At 54.8% G+C, this 18,507-nt stretch carries 14 protein-coding genes; 8 read left to right on the top strand and 6 right to left on the bottom strand.

Annotation, left to right across the window (positions count from 1 at the left end; all coding sequences use genetic code 11):
* Positions 1 to 96: 96 nt before the first annotated feature.
* Complete coding sequence (locus K239x_RS27385; RefSeq protein WP_419189459.1) at positions 97 to 1,968, bottom strand: SLC13 family permease; 1,872 nt, start codon at positions 1,966 to 1,968, stop codon at positions 97 to 99.
* Positions 1,969 to 2,224: 256 nt separating this feature from the next.
* Here K239x_RS27385 and K239x_RS27380 point away from each other — a divergent pair, with 256 nt between their 5' ends.
* Together K239x_RS27380 and K239x_RS27375 are read left to right on the top strand one after the other, a co-directional pair.
* Positions 2,225 to 4,402: an FdhF/YdeP family oxidoreductase gene (locus K239x_RS27380; RefSeq protein WP_419189458.1), complete on the top strand. Its 2,178-nt coding sequence runs from the start codon at positions 2,225 to 2,227 to the stop codon at positions 4,400 to 4,402.
* 63 nt (positions 4,403 to 4,465) lie between these two features.
* Positions 4,466 to 4,867 carry a methionine-R-sulfoxide reductase gene (locus K239x_RS27375; protein ID WP_145421593.1) on the top strand — a complete coding sequence of 134 codons (402 nt, stop codon included), beginning with the start codon at positions 4,466 to 4,468 and terminating at the stop codon, positions 4,865 to 4,867.
* 87 nt (positions 4,868 to 4,954) lie between these two features.
* Here the strand turns inward: K239x_RS27375 and K239x_RS27370 are convergent, their stop codons facing one another.
* Positions 4,955 to 5,095, bottom strand: coding sequence for a hypothetical protein (locus K239x_RS27370; RefSeq protein WP_419189457.1), 141 nt, complete (start codon positions 5,093 to 5,095; stop codon positions 4,955 to 4,957).
* Between the two features lie 318 nt (positions 5,096 to 5,413).
* On the opposite strand from K239x_RS27370, the gene K239x_RS27365 reads away from it, so the two are divergent.
* The 3 genes from K239x_RS27365 to K239x_RS27355 all read left to right on the top strand — a co-directional run bounded on the left by K239x_RS27365 (position 5,414) and on the right by K239x_RS27355 (position 9,806).
* Positions 5,414 to 7,603: a coiled-coil domain-containing protein gene (locus K239x_RS27365; RefSeq protein WP_145421591.1), complete on the top strand. Its 2,190-nt coding sequence runs from the start codon at positions 5,414 to 5,416 to the stop codon at positions 7,601 to 7,603.
* Between the two features lie 281 nt (positions 7,604 to 7,884).
* Positions 7,885 to 9,294, top strand: coding sequence for an AAA family ATPase (locus K239x_RS27360; RefSeq protein ID WP_419189456.1), 1,410 nt, complete (start codon positions 7,885 to 7,887; stop codon positions 9,292 to 9,294).
* Positions 9,295 to 9,371: 77 nt separating this feature from the next.
* The gene (locus K239x_RS27355; RefSeq protein WP_419189455.1) at positions 9,372 to 9,806 is read left to right on the top strand and encodes a hypothetical protein; all 435 of its coding nucleotides are present in this window, start codon (positions 9,372 to 9,374) and stop codon (positions 9,804 to 9,806) included.
* Positions 9,807 to 9,862: 56 nt separating this feature from the next.
* On the opposite strand, the gene K239x_RS27350 is transcribed toward K239x_RS27355, so the two are convergent.
* Positions 9,863 to 10,807 carry a DUF1559 domain-containing protein gene (locus tag K239x_RS27350; protein WP_145421588.1) on the bottom strand — a complete coding sequence of 315 codons (945 nt, stop codon included), beginning with the start codon at positions 10,805 to 10,807 and terminating at the stop codon, positions 9,863 to 9,865.
* Between the two features lie 176 nt (positions 10,808 to 10,983).
* Between K239x_RS27350 and K239x_RS27345 the strand changes: the two genes are divergently transcribed.
* Positions 10,984 to 12,633: a hypothetical protein gene (locus K239x_RS27345; RefSeq protein WP_145421585.1), complete on the top strand. Its 1,650-nt coding sequence runs from the start codon at positions 10,984 to 10,986 to the stop codon at positions 12,631 to 12,633.
* Between the two features lie 64 nt (positions 12,634 to 12,697).
* On the opposite strand, the gene K239x_RS27340 is transcribed toward K239x_RS27345, so the two are convergent.
* Together K239x_RS27340 and K239x_RS27335 are read right to left on the bottom strand one after the other, a co-directional pair.
* Positions 12,698 to 13,591, bottom strand: coding sequence for a hypothetical protein (locus K239x_RS27340; protein WP_145421583.1), 894 nt, complete (start codon positions 13,589 to 13,591; stop codon positions 12,698 to 12,700).
* Positions 13,588 to 14,556 (bottom strand): vWA domain-containing protein, encoded by a 969-nt coding sequence (locus K239x_RS27335; RefSeq protein WP_145421581.1) that lies wholly within the window; start codon positions 14,554 to 14,556, stop codon positions 13,588 to 13,590. Before K239x_RS27335 ends, K239x_RS27340 begins: the two co-directional genes overlap by 4 nt.
* Positions 14,557 to 14,963: 407 nt before the next feature.
* On the opposite strand from K239x_RS27335, the gene metK reads away from it, so the two are divergent.
* Positions 14,964 to 16,160, top strand: coding sequence for a methionine adenosyltransferase (gene metK / locus K239x_RS27330; RefSeq protein WP_145421579.1), 1,197 nt, complete (start codon positions 14,964 to 14,966; stop codon positions 16,158 to 16,160).
* Between the two features lie 96 nt (positions 16,161 to 16,256).
* Entirely contained in the window at positions 16,257 to 17,087 is an 831-nt protein-coding gene (locus tag K239x_RS27325; protein ID WP_145421577.1) for a metallophosphoesterase family protein, read from the top strand.
* Positions 17,088 to 17,144: 57 nt separating this feature from the next.
* On the opposite strand, the gene pepT is transcribed toward K239x_RS27325, so the two are convergent.
* Positions 17,145 to 18,410: a peptidase T gene (gene pepT / locus K239x_RS27320; RefSeq protein WP_145421575.1), complete on the bottom strand. Its 1,266-nt coding sequence runs from the start codon at positions 18,408 to 18,410 to the stop codon at positions 17,145 to 17,147.
* Positions 18,411 to 18,507: the final 97 nt, after the last annotated feature.

Genomic DNA, 18,507 nt, shown 5'->3' with positions numbered 1-18,507 from the left:
AGCAGCTCGGAGGACCGCTCGGAGGGCATGACGACGCGTGGACGTCTTGGTGGAGGGTGATGACAAAGCGACCGCCGCCGCTTTGGCCACGCGAGACTACTGAATCGCGAAGGGCCAGACGTTGGGGATCACGATCATGGACACAGCGAAAACAATTAGGCTCAGGGGCAAACCGAACTTGACGTAATCGCTGACGCGGTAACCACCCACACCGTACACCATTAAGTTGGTTTGGTATCCAAAGGGCGTCAAGAAACTGGCCGACGCTGCGATCATGACCGCGATCACGAACGGCGTTTCACTCACTCCGATGGAACCGTCCGCGGCGGGCAAGGCTGCGGCGGCTTGGGTGGCAATCTTAAACATCAAAATCGCTGCAGCGGTGTTGGTAATGAGCTCGGTACACAGCATGGTGGCCAGATAGATCGCAGCGAGTGTTAGAAAGCGATTCTCATTGGCCAAACTGAGCAGCCCATTTGCAATGGCTTTGGCGGATCCGCTGGTTTCCATCGCGGTGCCAATCCCGATGGCTGCACCGATGACAATCAAGATCGACCAATCAACACTCCGTCTGGCTTCGACAGTTGTGCAGCAACGCAGCCCAATCATGGCGACGACGGCTAGCAAGGCGGCTGTCAAAATCGTCAGGAAATTCAACGCAGCGCTCAGCACCATCACAATCAGGATGGCCAGCGAAACCCAGGCACGTTCGTGTCGCCGGACCGTGCCTTTTTCGACAGCGCTGACCAGATAAAAATCCCGCAGCTCGCGTTGGCGATGTTGAAACGAAGGCGATGCTTCCAGCAAAAGCACGTCGCCCGATTCAAGTCGGACGTCACCAATTTTGCCGGACAGTCGTTTCCCGCCGCGTGCCACCGCCACTACCGCAGCGTTGTAGTGCGAACGAAAGCGGCCTTCACGGATCGTCTTGCCAAGCAAGGAACAGCGTGAACTGACAACAGCTTCGACGAGTGTTCGCCGCCACGCCGGAATTTGTAACTTGCGGGCTTGATCGTCGGGTGCGATCAGTCCGCGGATTTTTCGCAAATCGACTACGCTGTCCAACGCGCCGACCAAGATCAACGCGTCCCCGGCTTGCAATCGTTCGTTTGGTTTGGCTGCCGTGATCGTGTCGTCTTCGCGTTGGATTTCGGCGATGTAGAGCCCGGGAAGATTACGTAGGCCGGCTTTTTCGATAGTCACGCCGACCAGCGGTCCACCCGGATCGACTTGCATTTCCACCGTGTACTGCTGCGGGTCGTCGGACGCGCTGACCGCGGGTTTACGCGGGGCGAGTAATTTGGGTGTCGCCAGAATGATGTAGATCAGGCCAATGATCGTGGCGGGCAAACCGACCCAAGCGGGAGCAAAAAAGTTCAGCTGGACGCCGAACTGCGTGTCGTACATTTTTTGCACGATCAGGTTGGTGCTGGTGCCCATGATCGTGCACATGCCGCCCAAGATCGCAGCGTACGACATCGGCAAAAACAGACGGCTGGTACTTTGCGAAATTCGTTTGCCCAAGTCATCCACGACTGGCAGCAATGCGGCAACCACGGGCGTGTTGTTCAGAAAACCGCTGATGCCTGCGACCGGAAGGAGCAATCGAACTTGCGCGGTACGCAGTGTCTTTGCGCGGTTAAGTAATCGCGAGGTGACCAATTCGGTGCCACCGGTGAACTCCAGGCCAGCGACGACAGCGAACAAAAGTGCGATCGTAATTAGACCTTCGTTACCAAATCCCGCGACTGCTTCGGCTGGCGTCGGTAGCAGAGGCGTGCCGGTGATGTTCTGAGCAAAGACCAGGATTGCCAAGCACGCGACTGCCAAAAGGTCCGTTGCCGCGACGCGCAGGGCTAAGCAAACTAGCAGTATGCCAGCGACGGACAGGGTCAGCCAGGATTCCCAAGTAACCAAAGTTCCAAGTCGCCAGAGTTCATTGAGCAGGAGAAAACAAGTGATGACCACCGATCGCGGTCACTCTTAGGGCACAAAATACTCGCCCAGCCGCCAATCTCGAACGTCACTTGGGCCTCAGCAGCGGGAAAACCAGAAAGAAGTTCCGCATAGTCGGGTCGAATGGCCGGCGATGGGAACTTGTGACTTGAACGCTGGACAGCCAATGTCGTGTTGCGGCACGTCACTGCCAGGAATTCGTCAAAACGCTACCATACGCCCGACGGTTAACCGATTCTTTGGCGATTCAATAAAAGGTGTTTCCAGCGTGAAAGTTCGCAGTGGTGGTGGATTCCGAGCGATTTGGTACACGGTCAAAAAAGGCCGCGAAGCGGGGGGAATTTGGAAACTTTTCAAAGCCATGCGTTCCCGCAACGCCTGCAAAACCTGTGCGTTAGGGATGGGGGGGCAGAAGGGTGGGATGGTCAATGAAGCCGGATCGTTCCCGGAGGTCTGCAAAAAAAGCATGCAGGCGATGGTGGCCGATATGCAGCCTGCCATCGAATCAAACTTCTGGATCGACACGCCGGTCAGTGAACTAAAGAAAATGACGCCGCGGGAGCTGGAGCACCAAGGCCGGCTGATTCGTCCCATTCGCTACCGCGCCGGAACAGAACACTACGAAGAAATCACGTGGCAACAGGCCTTCGACACCATCGCCGACAAACTGCGAGCCACCAAACCAGACGAAACGTTTTGGTATTTCAGTGGCCGCAGTAGTAACGAAGCCGGGTTCTTGCTGCAGCTGTTCGCGCGAGTGTACGGCACCAACAATGTCAACAACTGCAGTTTTTACTGTCACCAAGCCAGCGGTGTTGGATTGCAGTCAACCGTCGGTAGCGGGACGGCGACGATTCAGCTGGAGGATCTGGAAAATGCCGATACCGTGTTTATCATCGGCGGCAATCCACCCAGTAACCATCCGCGGTTGATGACCAGCTTGATGCATGTACGTCGTCGCGGCGGCAAAGTAATTGTGATCAATCCGGTTCGCGAAACCGGGCTGATTAAGTTCCGTGTTCCCAGCGATCCGTTTTCGTTGCTGTTGGGTACCAAAGTGGCCACACAGTATGTTCAGCCACACATTGGTGGCGACCTTGCGCTGCTGTGGGGAATCGCAAAAGCGGTCAAGCAACAAGGCGGGATGGACGACGATTTTTTGCGAGATCATTGCCGCGATAGCGAAACGTGGATCAAAGCGATTAGCGCACTCACCTGGGAAGAAATCGAATCCAAGTCGGGCGTCGCGCGCAGCGAGATCGAATCGATTGCAACCGTGTATGGCCAATCCAAGAAGGCGGTGTTTTCCTGGACGATGGGGATCACGCACCACGCACACGGCGTGGACAACGTGCAAGCGATCGCAGCGCTGGCAATGTGCCGTGGCATGGTTGGTCGGCCCGGCGCGGGGCTGATGCCCATTCGCGGTCACTCCAACGTGCAAGGTATCGGTAGTGTTGGCGTTACTCCCAAATTGAAAGACGCCATCTTCACGGCGTTGCAAGAAAAATTCGGTGTCGAACTGCCGACCACTCCTGGCAAAGACACGTTGGCGTGCATGGAATCGGCAGCGGTGGGCGATATCAAAATCGGATTTTCGTTGGGTGGGAATCTCTATGGCTCCAATCCAGATTCCACTTTTGCAGACACAGCGATGTCGAATTTGGAGTTGAACGTCATGCTCAATACGACGCTCAACACCGGTCATGCTCACGGATTAGCCCAAGACACCATTGTCTTGCCCGTTTTGGCTCGTGACGAAGAACCTGAGTCGACGACCCAAGAATCAATGTTCAATTTCGTGCGACTCAGTGATGGTGGGCCGCGACGATTGCCGGGCCCGCGAAGCGAAGTCGATGTAATTGCCTCGATCGCCGAAAAGGTCATTCCCGATGCAAAGGGCGTCGACTGGAACACAATGAAACAGGCGTCGACTATTCGCGATTGGATCGGCGCCGTTGTGCCGGGTTATGGCAAGATCACGGAGATCGACAAAACCAAAGAAGAGTTCCAGATCGACGGACGCACTTTTTACGAGCCACAGTTTCCAACCGAAGATGGGCGCGGGGTGCTGTTCATCCACGATCTACCGGCTCTCAAGGGAACCGCTCAAAATGAACTGCGATTGATGACCGTCCGCAGCGAAGGTCAGTTCAACACGGTCGTTTACGAAGAAGAGGACCTGTACCGCAATCAGGATCGTCGCGACGTCATTTTAATGCACAGCGACGACATGAAACGGTTCGGCTTGACGCACGATCAGCTGGTCACAGTTGCCAGCGATACCGGGGCGTTAAAAAACATCCGCGCTCGCGGGTACGATGATATTCGTTGCGGCAATGCACTGATGTATTATCCCGAAGCCAACGTGCTGGTGTCTCGCTATGCGGATCCCAAAAGCAAAACGCCGGCGTTCAAAGGCGTCGTGATTCGGATCGAAACCTAGCCGCAGTCGCATCGCGTGATGACAGCCGCGAAACATTCTGCACCCACCCATGGAAACCAAGCAATGACCGACTACAACGAACTGACGCCCGAACAAGAACGCGTGATCGTTAACAAAGGCACCGAGGCTCCCGGCAGCGGTGAATTGCTTGGCAACAAACAGCCAGGGACCTACCTTTGCCGACGATGCAATGCACCGCTCTATCGTTCAGCCGACAAATTTGACTCCGGCTGCGGGTGGCCAAGTTTCGATGACGAGATCGAAGGTGCCGTCCGCCGCGAGGCTGATGCGGATGGCCGCCGCGTCGAAATACTTTGCGAAAACTGTGGTGGCCATCTGGGGCATGTCTTCCAAGGAGAGCGGCTGACACAGAAAGACACACGACACTGCGTCAATTCGCTTTCGATGCAGTTTGTTGTCGAAGGCAAGGACCTTCCCGAAGTGATTCAAAATTCAGGTTCTTAGTCGCGATTGGAATGCGTCAGCCAGCGTCATCGCATTTGTTGGCAAGTCGCCAGTTTGTTAGCAAGTCGCCAGTTTGTTAGCAAGTCGCTAGTCCAGCAAGCATTGGAGCGATTGTTTGACTCGTTTGATCCAGCGTCGTCGGAGCCGTTTGCGTTTCAGTTTGCGGTGAACCGTGCTTTTGGCTCGCTGAATATTCTCGGCGATCTTGCGGCTCGATTTACCTTCCAATCGAAGGATGGCGATTCGACAGTTTCACGAAAGGCGAGCCAGTGCTTTGGCTCGCTTTTTTCGTTGATTTTGCCTGGTGTGCAAGGACGCGTTTCACGGCGTGGGGGCGGTGATTTGATTTAGCGGGAGCGAGCCCATTTAGAAAAGTCAAAACTCCAGTCGACTTTCAATTGGAATTCTTGTTATAGCGACCTGTACGCCAGCTTTCAGATGTTTCCGGATGATGTTTTTCCGAAGACGGATGGGACCGGTTTGAATCACAACTCGCAAATATCGGCGAGCATTATTTCGCGTGCTCCCCACAATTGGGAATGACGGATGAGTATTTTTCTTGGACTGCCAATAGTCTCGATTTTTCTATTCGTGCTGGCGGGTTTTTTGATCGGCCATTTGGTCTGGTACAAGGACCGAGGCAACGATGAAAAACGGATCTTGGAACTCGAAGAAAAGTACTCGGCAGCCAATGGTGCGGCGGAAACGCACCGTCAAGAGTTTTTGGAACTGAAGAAAACGCAAACCATTCAGCACAGCGACTTTGACCAGCTGAGGATGCAGAGCGAAGAGTTTGCGGAGTCGACGAAGGCTTTGCGTCGCGATTTGCAAGAGCAAGTCAGTCGCAACGAATCGTTGACAACGCAACTTCAAGAAGCGATTGAAGCCAAAGAATCTTACGAAGCCATTCACGGTCGCAATGAAGACGTCGTTCGCCAAGCAGGCGACGAATTGGGCCGTCAAACAGGCATCATCGAGCAGCAGACAAAAGAAATTGAGCGGCTGGAATCTCTCCTGCAAGAGGCGACGGACGGAGCCAGCGACGATTCCGAGGCTCAGCAGACGATCGAACAACTTCGTCAGCAATTGGCGGAAACGTCGCAGCAAGCAGAGGAAGCGGTCGCACAAACCGAAGTTCTCAATGATGTGCTCATTGAAAAGGACGCCCGCATTAGCGAGCTTGATGCCAGTTTGGAACAAGCTGGACAAGAAGACGCTCGGGTTGGCGATTTGCAAAGCGAACTGCAGCAAGCTCGAAGCGAACTTGAGCGATTGCATTCGTCGCTTGATGAAACCACGACTCAGTTGAACGAAACTTCTACCCAGCTAAATGTGGCTACGTCGGAACTTGCCGAGGCTCAGCAGCAGCTAGTGGTTGTTCGCGACGAAATACCTGAAGCAGCGATCCAAGAAAAGAACACTCTGCTTGAACAGGTAGTGCAGTCTCAGGCGACTTCCGAAGACATGCAATTCAAATTGACCGAGCAGGTCAATCATATCGCCGTGCTAACGACAGAAAACGAGTCTCTCAAGCAACTCGCTTCGCAGCGTGACGAGCTGGCCGAGCGATTGAAGGTCGCCGAAGGAAACAATTTGCGACTCGAGCAATTGTTGGAAAAACGCTCCGAGCAGTTTGCTGTCATGCAGCAAAGTCTGACCGAGGCAGACGGCGTCAAAGAGGAACATGCGGGACTGGCAGCCAAGTTGAAAGAGTTTGGCGAGAGCAACGCAACGCTGCGTTCGACGTTGGTCGAAAAGAACAACGAGATTGAAGAGTTGAAGAAGAGCGAAGTCGAAATCACTCGTTTGAAGTCGGAGTTGGACAGTGCCGCCAATGTCATCAAGACAGCCAATGGCGAACACACTCGTTTGACCAACCTGCTGAGCGAACAACAGGCGGAAGTCGCCGATGTGAAAAACCAGCTCAGCGAAGTCGGTCAATTCCGAGCCGAGATGGGCAGCATCAAAGGCCAGTTGGAGTCTGCAGAGAAAGCGACCAGCGAACTGCGCGGATCCAACGAAAAACAGTCCGCCGAAATCGCTCGGCTCAACCGTGAACTGAAGAAGGCCGAAGTGCTGGAGCGGCAGTTGGATCAAAGTGCCGCTGACCTGAAGGACATGCAGCATCAAAGCGAGTTGCAGACCAAGGCTTACGCTGAACAACGGGCTGAAGTCCAGCAGCTTCGAGCGACCGCAGCCGAAGTCGAATCGGCAAAGCGAAACTTGGAGATTGTCAGCGAGCGATACGAGGGCATTTCCAATGAGCGTCGCCAATTGGCTGAACAGCAAGTGGATTTGGAAAAGCAGGTCAAGCAGTTGGCCAGTCAATTAGCGACTCAGTCTTCCAATGCTGATCAACTACGTAGCGAATTGGATGCCCGCAACCAAGCCTACGAGAAAGCCATCAAGGACAGCCGCGAATTTGCGAACAGCCTGAAACAACAACAGGCTGCAATTTCTGCGATGGAACGCGACTTAAGCGTGGCTCAGAAAATGCAACCAGAAAACCAAAAGCTGCAAAGCGATGTTGCTCAGCTGCGAACTGCATTGAAGGAACTAAGTGCGGAGCACGATCAATCGTTGTCCGCTAATGCGAAAGCACAAACAACGATCCGCGACTTGCAGAACGAAGTGCACGAGTCCACGAAAACCATTCGCGAACTCCGCCGCCCACGCGGATCGATCTTCCAGTTCGGCGAAGACACCGACGAAGGACAACAACGACGCGCTGCTTAGCCTGAGGGTCAGGCACCGCGTCCCTACCGATCTCACAGCCGCCGAGGCTTTCAGTGCAATGTTTTTGCACAGGAAGCCTCGGTTTTTTTGTGGCTGTTGTGGACGGCGATCTGAACGTGGCACTGCTGTGTGTGGTTCTGGACAGAGGCGAACTTCCGCCAAGAATGTCATTGAATCGCGGGAACCTGTTCGCAGCATCGGTGTCCTAGCCGTGACGTCAGCGAAGAATCGCCGGCTCGCACGCCCGCAAGATGGACAATTGATTGTTTAGACCGATGTTGATGTTTGCTATTTTTGGAGTCACGGTGGAAGATTTGACAAGCGGATGGATGCTGGCCGGTGGGGCGGCTTTGCTGACGATTTTTGCGACCGGCTGGAGCCACCTGAAGAATCTTTACTCGCAAATAGCTGGTCGCGTCGTCGTTAAGCTGACAGTCAGTGGATACCAAGCCGACGCCATTTTGATGTACTTAAAACATCACTTTACGGCCTCTCGGTTTGGGCCTCGTGCGTATGTGGGTTGGAAACTGTTTGTCCGCCCTCGCCAACGTGTCCAGTTGGTCAGCATGGAAATTGCTCCCCCGTCGGGCCGACTTTACTGGCGTGGTTGGCGTCCTATTTGGGTTGCAAAAAGTAAAGATGGTTTGGGCGATTTGGAAGAAGGGTTGCAGGCGGCCGACTACGACTATCAAACCATTTCGGTGACGTTTGGGCGAGGAATGATGGACCCCGACAAGCTGGTCTTGGACGCGACTGACTTTTTCAATACGCAAGTGCGCCAGTACGAATCCACAGGTGGTCGCCGGCATTCGATTCGATTCATTCATGGCACCGCAGGCAACATTGCGATGGTGTCGGCAAAAAGTCGCGGTGGCAACAGTTCGCCGACGAGCGGGACGGACATTCGTGCTTGCTTGGGGCATCGACCGTTGGGTTGGGAGCTGAGCGATTTTGGTCCTGATCCGGATCGCGCGACCAGTGCCGTGGATAGGTTGGCGCTAGACAAAGAATCGCAAGAATTGGTCAACGAAGCCAAACGCTGGAGCGAAACCGAAGATTGGCATCGAGATCGCGGCTTGCCTTGGCGTCGCGGCTATCTATTGCACGGTGAACCGGGGACGGGCAAGACAGCCCTCGCCCGTGCGCTGGCAGAAGATCTCGATCTGCCTGTGTTTGTATTCGACTTGGCCACCTTGAAAAATGATGAACTTCTCAAGGCATGGAATCAGATGCTGGCAGAGGTTCCCTGCATGGCACTGATGGAAGACATCGACGCGGTGTTCGAAGGACGCAAAAACATCGCGGCTAACCAGGGCCCCGCGCTGACGTTTGATTGTTTGCTGAATTGTTTGGACGGCGTGCAGCGTGCCGACGGATTGATGGTGATGGTAACCACCAATCACTTGGAGAAGATTGATCCCGCGATCGGACAGCCGGGGGCGATCGGATCTCGACCAGGACGGATCGATCGAATCGTGTCGATGGGCCGACTGGATGAAGCCGGTCGGCGTAAGTTGGCCGAGCGCATTCTAGATCATTGGCCTCACTGGATTGATGACATCTGTCACGCAGGTCGCGAAGATACGCCGGCGCAATTCCAAGAACGTTGCGGTCGCTTGGCTTTGAAGCTTCACTATGGCGAAGCATCGGGGAGTGATTCGGAGCCAGTGGGGGCGACGTCGGCCGAGTGATCTCTTTTGTGCGATACAATGGCGGCTGGCCGAGTGCCTTTTACTTGAATGCTTGTCATCCAATTTTGCAGCACGAAATGAATAGTCTTCCACGAACGTTGTCTATGGTTTGGCTGTCGATCACATTCGTGGGTTGCTCGGGAGGGGCGACCAACGTGTTTCCCGCGGGCGGGATTGTGCGATTTGCCGATGGCCAGTTGCTTCGTGAAGGCACTGTTGAATTTGAACTGGTCGGCAAAGAAAATGCCGCTACGGCGACTGGCGAGATTCAGCCGGACGGAAGTTTTTTGTTAGGGACATTTGCGGTAGACGACGGTGCAATCGCTGGGAAGCACCGTGTCGCTGTGATTGCGGACGTCCCGATTGGAACAGGCGCTGAACGGCCGGGGGTGATTGCAGAAGCAAAACTTGATCAGAAGTATCGCGATTTTGATACGTCGGGTTTGGAGTTCACTGTGCGGGAGAGCAGCAACCATTTTGTCATCGAAGTCGACTATTTCCCATTGAAATGAGCTCCGTCGAAGTGAGCTCATTCAATCCCGCTCAACGCTTGTCGATTGAGTGTGGGTCAGTGACCTTCGGTGAATTTGTTGTCCGCCCGATGCGTCAGACGTCCCAGAAGATCCGTGTTTGTGTCGGGCGTCAGAGTGCGAACACTGCCGTCAGCAAAGACAAAATGGGTGGCCCCGCCGGCATGGTAGCTGCCAAAATTGGTTTGGTACCGAGCGGTCGGGGACTTGGCGATCGGATAGCCCGGGCCGCCACAGCGTGAGAAGTTGGCGGGATGGTCGCCGTTGTAGATCGCACCGTCTTCGGGGCTGATGCCTTGTCGCGACGGACGGACATGTTTTTCGCCGACCAGGATCGTGTGGCTTGCTCCGTCGGTCAAACTGGCATAGGACGTTCGACTGCTCCAGGTTTTTAGAATGGCGCCGGGAGCTGCAAAGTTGCCGTCGGGGATCGTCTCTGGTTCGGTCACTCCATTGCCCATGATCATGGCACCATTGGATTTGATCCAGTTCCAAACTCCGCTTGGACCGTGACCAGCCGAGCACGCGTAATCGCTGACCGTGCCGGGGATGTGTGAACTGGTCTCAAACGGCGAATAGATGTCATCGCCACGAATGCTGAGAATGTCTCCGTCACGTCGCGACGGACAGTAGTAAAGTGGAATCCGAGTCGTCCGTGCTTTGTCGCTCTGGTAGTAGTATTTCAGAGAATCATCCCACTCGTTGCTCAGATTGGACTGTTCGACGAACGGCAGGATCAAGAAAGCCCAGCTAGTGTAGTGGTCGTAGTTGCGACTTGGTGGAAGCTCTTTTCGCTGAGCGTGGAAATTTTGAATCGCCAAGCCAACGTTCTTAAGGTTGTTTTGACATTGAGTTCGACGTGCTGCTTCGCGCGACGCTTGAACGGCCGGTAACAGTAGTCCAACCAAGATCGAAATGATCGACATCACGACCAGGAGTTCGATCAGGGTGAAGGCTTGTCTGGTGGTGTAAGATGGTTTCATGTCACGTCCCGGGCAAACGTCAAGTGTTGTCGCGCGATGCGCTGCGTGGCCGCACAAAGCGGACCGTTGCGAGAGCAACTGCGATTTTCAGCGACTTCAATCATAGAGCTATTTTCAAGCGTTCGGTAAACTAAAGTGATCAAAGCCGTGAGATCCCCACCCCATCGGTCTGCACGATGACAGCCTTTTTTATCAAGACCGAAAGCTCTGCGGTTGGCCCGTTTACGGGGATCGAATTACGCGAAGCGGCACTGTCGCGAATCATCACGACCAGTTCATTGATCGGCCCGTCTCGCAAAGGTCCGTGGACCGTAGCGACCGACACCGGGCTTTTCTCGACAGCCAAAACGCCGCTGCCTCACCCCGATGGAGTCCATGTCCCGCAGTACCACGTGCGCGGTCTCAGCTTTGTCGCCGAGGGCCCTTTTAAGCTGCGTGAACTAATCGGGTTTGCAGCTCGCGGGATGTTGTTAGCGGAAGCTTCATTGCAAAGCGACTTGTCCCCCGAGTGGATGCCGATTGATCGAATCCCGATTCTCTCGGCTTGCTTGACCGGCGAAATGGTTTTGGTAAGTGAAACAGGACGCATGGTCCGGCAAACGACGCAAACTGGCGAAACCAGTCGCATTGACCAACAGCACGCTGTAGGCGATGCCAAGAACGTCGGCGACATGGGGAAAACGAGAGTGCCGGTCGAGGTCGCTCGGGATCAGGCGAAACGATTCAAGCAGAAGTCGGCTTCAGCGGCTTCTGAGCAAAGCAATCACGACGCACCGTTGTTGTCGACCGGTAGTTTTCAAGACACACCGCAAGTCGTAGGCCCGGACGTTTGTAGCGAAGCGGCCGGAGAGCCGAAGGAGATCGAAGAGGGAACTGAAGCGGCCCCGCGTTGGAGGCAGCATTCAGTCCGCTGGGAAGGTCTGAATTCGAAGATCAGTTTGTCAAGTCTCTATGTATTTCGGCGTGTGGCGATGTTTGTCATTTGTGTTGCATTGCTGAGCGCGTCGATTGCGACGGCGTTTTCGCATTGGCGCCAAATCGGCTTGAAGCCCCAGCAAATCATCGGCAGTTGGATTGCAGAAGACGATTCGTTTTCATTGACCTTTTATGAGGACGGAAACTGTGTTGTTTTCAATCCGTCTGGCAACTCTTGGTCAGGCGAATACGAATGGACTGTTCGCACTCATGACCAACAGTTGCTCGCCGATAATGAAGAAGCGACGACGCAAATCGCTGCGACGGAGCCAGATGATGTGGTCGGTGACGTTCGACCGACTGATGGTTATGTCCGATTCCGTTCGTCCGCCTTGGAACCCACGTTTGTTGGAGGGAAGGAATTGAGTGACGCTTTTCTTAGGCTCAGCGGTAATGAATTGCAGCTTGGCTATTTGACTACCGTTCACTGGCGTGATGGTGAGAAACGAATGGAGGCGGGGTGGATAAAACTTGGACAGCAACATCCCAGTGGTTTGGAGCCGCTATCGGCTCTGGCTGAAATGGAGTTTGAACCGCCGCCAAAAATTGGGTTTGCGACCGAACGATCTCCTCACGTTTCGGTTGTCGCAATGCAGCTGATGACCCAGTACGAAACGGGCGCAGCGAGTAGTGATCGATCTGACGGGCTTTGCTACAGCGTGAGGGCGCATGCGGACTTTCTGCTCCAGCAATTTGGGGCCCCAGACGAAGCACGGCCGGTGCTCCCATTCGACTTGGCAAGGCTTCCCAAGGGGGCCGATTTTCAAGAATCGCAAGCGGTGCGATACGGCGTGCTGCGATTGGTCTTGTCCAGCGAGGGAAAGCTCCAGCACATTTCAGTCGTACAGTAAGAGTCGTGCAATAAGATTTGTCAGTGCAAGACGGCATCTATGAATTGCAGAGTCGGTTGCAAACCTATTGAGCTCTTTTGGGAACGACAGGCGTCAGTTCTAGCAAGAGCCTTAGCTTTTTAGCTTCGTCTTTAAGTCCTGCCGCCTGGTACTTATGAACCAAGCTTTGAAGCGGGCCCGTTTGCAAAACCAGCGGCAACGCGTTCACTTTCTGCTCCCAGTTGGCGACATTGCCTGCTACCTGGGGCGGCAGAGTGGCTCGCCATGACACGACTTCGGCGAGCCGAGCGATGATCGGTCGTTGATTGTCCAACGCTAGTTTTTGCAAAGTTTCGACCGCTTGGCGTCGCTGGCGTGATTGGATCAGCCAACTGGCCGCCACCAAGCGTACGGCTGCCGACGGGGCACTGATTTTGTCCAGGGCAGCTGTTTCGTTTGTTCGATCGTTGACGCTGTTGTCCCAATTGATCGGGAGCCATGATAAAACGATTGGCGGCAGCGGCCTGGCGTCTAATTGCGATACCAACTCCAACGCAATCGTTGGCCGTTTGGCTCGCCATGCCGCGTCAGCAGCCATCATGGACAGCCATTGTTGGCGCCACACTGGCGGGTGTTCGGCGAGTGAATCCAAAAAAGGCCGAAGGGCTTGGTCGAATTTACCCGCGTTGTAAAGTCCGTATGCTTTCTGGGCTTCCGCCGGCAAATCATCCGATTCAATCCACAAGACGCGATGAGCAGCGATCAGCGTATCGTCGGGGGCATCGGCGACTTTGATCCGAAGTTGGCGATCGTCCAACTGAGCGATCTTGCCACTGAGTTGCTTGATCGGTCGTGCAAACCACCTGCTGCTCGCCGCGGTGGTCGGTGGTGGTGAAATCCAAACGCGATCTTCCGCTGGCGAAGACGCTCCCCACAACGCAGTAACACCAACCAACCCTGCAATCAAAGCACGCTTCACGGAGTTGCCTCGCGCGTTGTCGATTGGACGCCCAAGTTACGGACATCGATGTATTTGTACTCGCCTTGATTCTGCGCTGCCAAGTCGCGCAGGAAACTGTCTTGCGGGGCGCCTGGTTCGGGACCAAATTCGATCGCGTGAATCGTGGTTCCTGACTGCTGTGCCCGACGTCGGATTTCGGCTAGTTCGGTGCCTGACAAACGCGGAATCCTTGCGTCGGTCAAAAAGAAAATCACGTCAGGCGACATTCGCAACGCCAGTTTCAGTGCGACGTCGTGTTCGGTTCCGCCGAACGCTGCGATCGACTCCACGTAACGTTGTGCCATCGTGATCATCGACGGTTCGCCGGCGACCAGCTGCAGCGGTGCACCGGAAAGCTGAAACGGTTTGGCTTTGTCATTGTAAAAAATGATTTGAAACCGTTGTTGTTCGCTGAGTGTTTTCAAGCTGCGAATCAATTCGGCCTTGGCGACACGCAGGGGGCGACCGTTGTGGCCATTCATGCTGTCGCTACGGTCAAAAACGTAGACGAACCGCGAGCCACTTCCCGACACCCCAAATACCATCGTGGTGGCTTGGTCTCCCTGACTATCCGACTTCTTATCGTCGCCTGAACCAAATGCGTCATCACCTAGCTCGGTCTCGCCTGCCAGTCCGGTTCCCGATACCGGCGAGGGAGTGGATTCCATGGCATTGAGAATTCCGGCCAAGTCGATGGGAGGGGATAGATCCGCGGGCGGCGCAGCAGCTGATGCACTGCTGCTTTGGGACTGCTGTTGCGACTGGGTTGATTTTTTTTCTTGAACTTTCAAGTCGCGCGCGTCGACATATCGCTGCCGGTCGGGTAATTGATGCACAATCGCGATGCCCACCGGACGGTCGGCTTCGTCGCCGGTACCCGACGGCTCGCTGGACCAGATGATGCCCAGCGTGGTGAGCAGGATGAAGTGGAGCAGGAGCGACATGATCAGAGCGGGCGTAGTCCGCTCAGGCACCAACAGATCCAACGATTGAGTTAGATCCCGCGATTCAGCGAGGAAATGGCCAGTTCCAGAGGCGGATAGAGGACCCGCACGATTGCCTGCGCGATGGACGGGACGTGGCGACGGATCGACCATGCAGCGCGGCTGTGAAAGAGGAGAATTGGCTAGGCAGCACGCGAATATCGAACTACCGTACTGAGCTCGGTTTGTCGTGAAGCCTTCAGTTTAGACGTTGGACGGCTGATTCGGCAGTCAAATCGCATCTTCTGTGTGCTGGATTGGGTGATTTTCCCCGCTTGACGCTGGGGGCGGTCGCTTCTATCACACAACTTCAAATTCGCGTTTTGGTCTTTCCAAACACACCTCACTTTCAGGCTCCGATTGCTGCTATGGGTAAAAGTTTCATCTTTTCGTCCGAATCCGTCACTGAAGGACACCCTGACAAAACTTGTGACACAATCTCCGATGCCGTGCTGGATGCTTGTCTGGCACAGGATTCCGGATCACGAGTGGCGTGCGAGACGATGGTCAAGGACAACGCTGTCATCCTGGGCGGCGAAATCACGACCGGAGCCGAGTTCGACTATCGCGAAGTCGTCAAAAAAGCGCTGATCGAAATCAACTACGACTCGGCCTACGCCGAAGGCACCGACTACAGCTACACCTGCAAGTTTGACGCCCAGAACTTCTTTTTCATGAATCTGCTTGGGCAGCAGTCCCCCGACATCGCCCAAGGCGTTGACGCCGCAGCGGCAGCCGACAAAGAAACGGCCGAACAAGGTGCGGGCGACCAGGGAATCATGTTCGGGTACGCGTGCGATGACACCCCCGAGCTGATGCCAGCAGCAATCGCCTACTCGCATCAGTTGGGTGAAGGCATCACCAATTTGCGAAAAGAGCGCAAGCACACTTGGCTGCGTCCCGATTCGAAGACACAGGTCAGCGTCGAATACGTCGATGGCAAACCCAACCGCATCACGGCCGTTGTTGTTTCCACGATGCACGCTGCTGAGATTACGACCGCAGAGATTCGTGACATCTTGAAGAAAGATCTGATCGAAAAAGTCCTGCCTGGAAACTTGCTGACCGATGACACGGCCTACCATATCAATCCGACCGGATTGTTCATCATCGGTGGACCCGAAGGTGACTGTGGTTTGACCGGTCGAAAAATCATTGTTGACACTTACGGCGGCATGGGCCGTCACGGTGGCGGTGCTTTCTCTGGCAAGGACCCATCCAAAGTTGACCGTTCGGCAGCTTACATGTGTCGCTGGGTCGCAAAGAACATCGTTGCCGCGGGACTGGCGACGAAATGCGAATTGCAGACCGCCTACGCAATCGGTTTTCCAGAGCCTGTCTCGTTAACGGTCGATACGTTTGGCACCAACACCGTCGACGAAGCCAAGATCGAAAAAGCTGTCGCTGAAGTATTCTCGTTCAAGCCAGCCGACATTGTCAGTCAGTTGAATTTGCTACGTCCAATCTACGGCAAGTCCACAAACTACGGTCACTTTGGCCGCGAAATCGACGAGCTGACTTGGGAAAAAACCGACAAGGTCGACGCTCTCAAATCGGCTGTTTGAATTTAGGTTGACACTGGGCAACGCTCTCGCATTGCGAGAGCTTTTGACGGCTTGGTTCGTCTCTCTAGTCAATCCAGCGCAAGACCAACCTGCGAAATGCGAATTGTTTGGACGACCGATCCTCATCTCAATCATGTCCCTGTGCTTCAGTGGGACCGTTGGATCGCGCTGATCGAATCTCAGCGTCCCGACGCGATTCTGGTCACAGGAGATATCTCCGAAGGCGATGATGTTGTCTTTCAACTCAATCGCATGTCCGAAGCGTTTCGGGTGCCGCTGCGCTTCGTACTAGGTAATCACGATTTTTACCAAAGCAGCATCGCGGAAACGCGGCGGCGGGTGATCGCATCGGCCAACAATAATCCGCTGCTGAAGTATCTGACTTTCGAAACGCCGACCCGTCTGACCGACGGCGTCTATTTAATCGGCGAAGACGGCTGGGGAGACGCTACCTGCGGTGACTACCTGCGATCGCAGGTGAAGCTAAACGATTTCGTTTCGATCGAAGATTTTATCACCAGCGACCGATCGAATTGGCAATCGCAGCTTCAGCAACAAGGAAAACAGTCTGCCGAACGCTTGCGCACTCAGCTCCAGCAGCTGCCAGCCAATGCGTCTGATGTGATCGTGGCAACTCACGTGCCACCGTTTTGCGAAGCCTGCTGGTACGAAGGCCATACGACCGACGACAACTGGGCTCCGTTCTTTGTGTGTGGTCAGGTCGGCGACCAGCTAAAGCAATTTGCCGACGACAATCCAAAGATCCAACTACACGTGCTGTGTGGTCATACGCATCACGCAGGCATTGCGAATCTAGCGGGCAACTTGACGGTCTTTACGGGTGCCGCTGTGTACGGTCAGCCAGACGTGGAAGCGGTTGTGCATGTCCAAGACGGCAAGTGCGATGTCAGCTTGCTGCGGTCATGACGATCCGCAACACGTTTCGAATGGTCGTGGCAGCAGTGCGCTGTCGCCAGGCGCGAGCTATGAACGCACTTCACCCCAAAGGCGAAGTAGTTCGATCAAGTGCTCCACCGCGTGTTCCATTTCATCCAGACACGCGAATTCGGTGACCGAGTGGATGTTGTGTTGACCGCTGGACAGGTTAGGTGTTGGTAATCCTTTCTCAGTCAATCGGCTTCCATCGGTGCCCCCACGGACGATCGTCTTTTTGCACTCGCGGCCAAGGTTTGCAAACGCCTGCTCGGCCAGCTCAACGGATTCGGGCAATTTGTCCAGGCCTTCTCGCAAGTTGCGATACTGCTGTCGAATCGTGACGTCGACCGAGAGTCCTGGTGTTTTTTCTACCACTTTGTCGGCGGTGTCGCGAACGATCTTGGCGTACTCGGTCAGTTGCGGCGTTTCAAACGATCGCAAAATTAGATCCACCGTTGCTTCGCCATTGCCACCACTGATTCGGTGGGGATGAATGAATCCTTCACGGTCCTCGGTCGTCTCTGGCGTGCAAGTATCACGTGGTAACGCGGCTACAAAATCTGCTGCACCGCGAAGAGCGTTGACCAGGCGGTCTTTGGCAATCGCGGGGTGAATGTTGTAACCCGTAAAATGAACGGTTGCGGCGTCTGCGGAAAACGTCTCGACATCCAGCACTCCTTCGCCGCCGCTATCAAGCGTGTAAGCCACGGTTGCGTCCAGTTTCTGCAGGTCAATTTTGTCTGTGCCATGACCAATTTCTTCGTCGCAGGTGAACATCAGTTTGACGGGGCCGTGCGACAAATGAGGGTTTTCGATCAAGGTAAGAGCCAGTTCCATGATGATGGCCACGCCGGCTTTGTCATCACCGCCCAGCAGTGTCGTGCCATCGGTGGTGATCAATGTTGTTCCCACCAAATCTTCCAGCTCGCGCGCGGTTGCCACCGTGATCATTTTTCCCGAAGGCAATTCGATATCACCACCTTCGTAGGATTCGATCACCTGAGGCATTACGTTGTCCCCGGGAGCGTCCGGCGAAGTATCCACGTGCGCGACGACGGCGACTGTGGGGGTACCGCCGCCGTTGGTCGCCGGAATCGTGCCCCATGTCAGGGCGTTTTCGTCTTGATGCGCGTCGGTAACCGACATTGCCAAGAGCTCATCACGCAAAATGCGATTCAGATCAGCTTGCTCAGGCGAACTAGGGTAAGTGTTGCTGGTCGGATCGGCCGACGTCCCGACGCGAACATAGCGAAGAAAACGCTCCAATAGTCGTTGGCGATTGATCGGAACGTCGGCTATTTGCGTAGATGTCATCAGAATGCTGGGGCGCGAGTAAACGAACTTTGGAGATCGGTTTCTGGGAGGGCGAATTTTTGGGGGCGAGTAATGGGGTCGATGCGATTGAAATGAG

The sequence above is a fragment of the Stieleria marina genome (genome assembly GCA_007741555.1).
Lineage (GTDB): Bacteria > Planctomycetota > Planctomycetia > Pirellulales > Pirellulaceae > K23-9.
The sequence above is the reverse complement of the archived record's forward strand: the minus strand, read 5'-3'. Positions and strand labels throughout refer to the sequence as shown.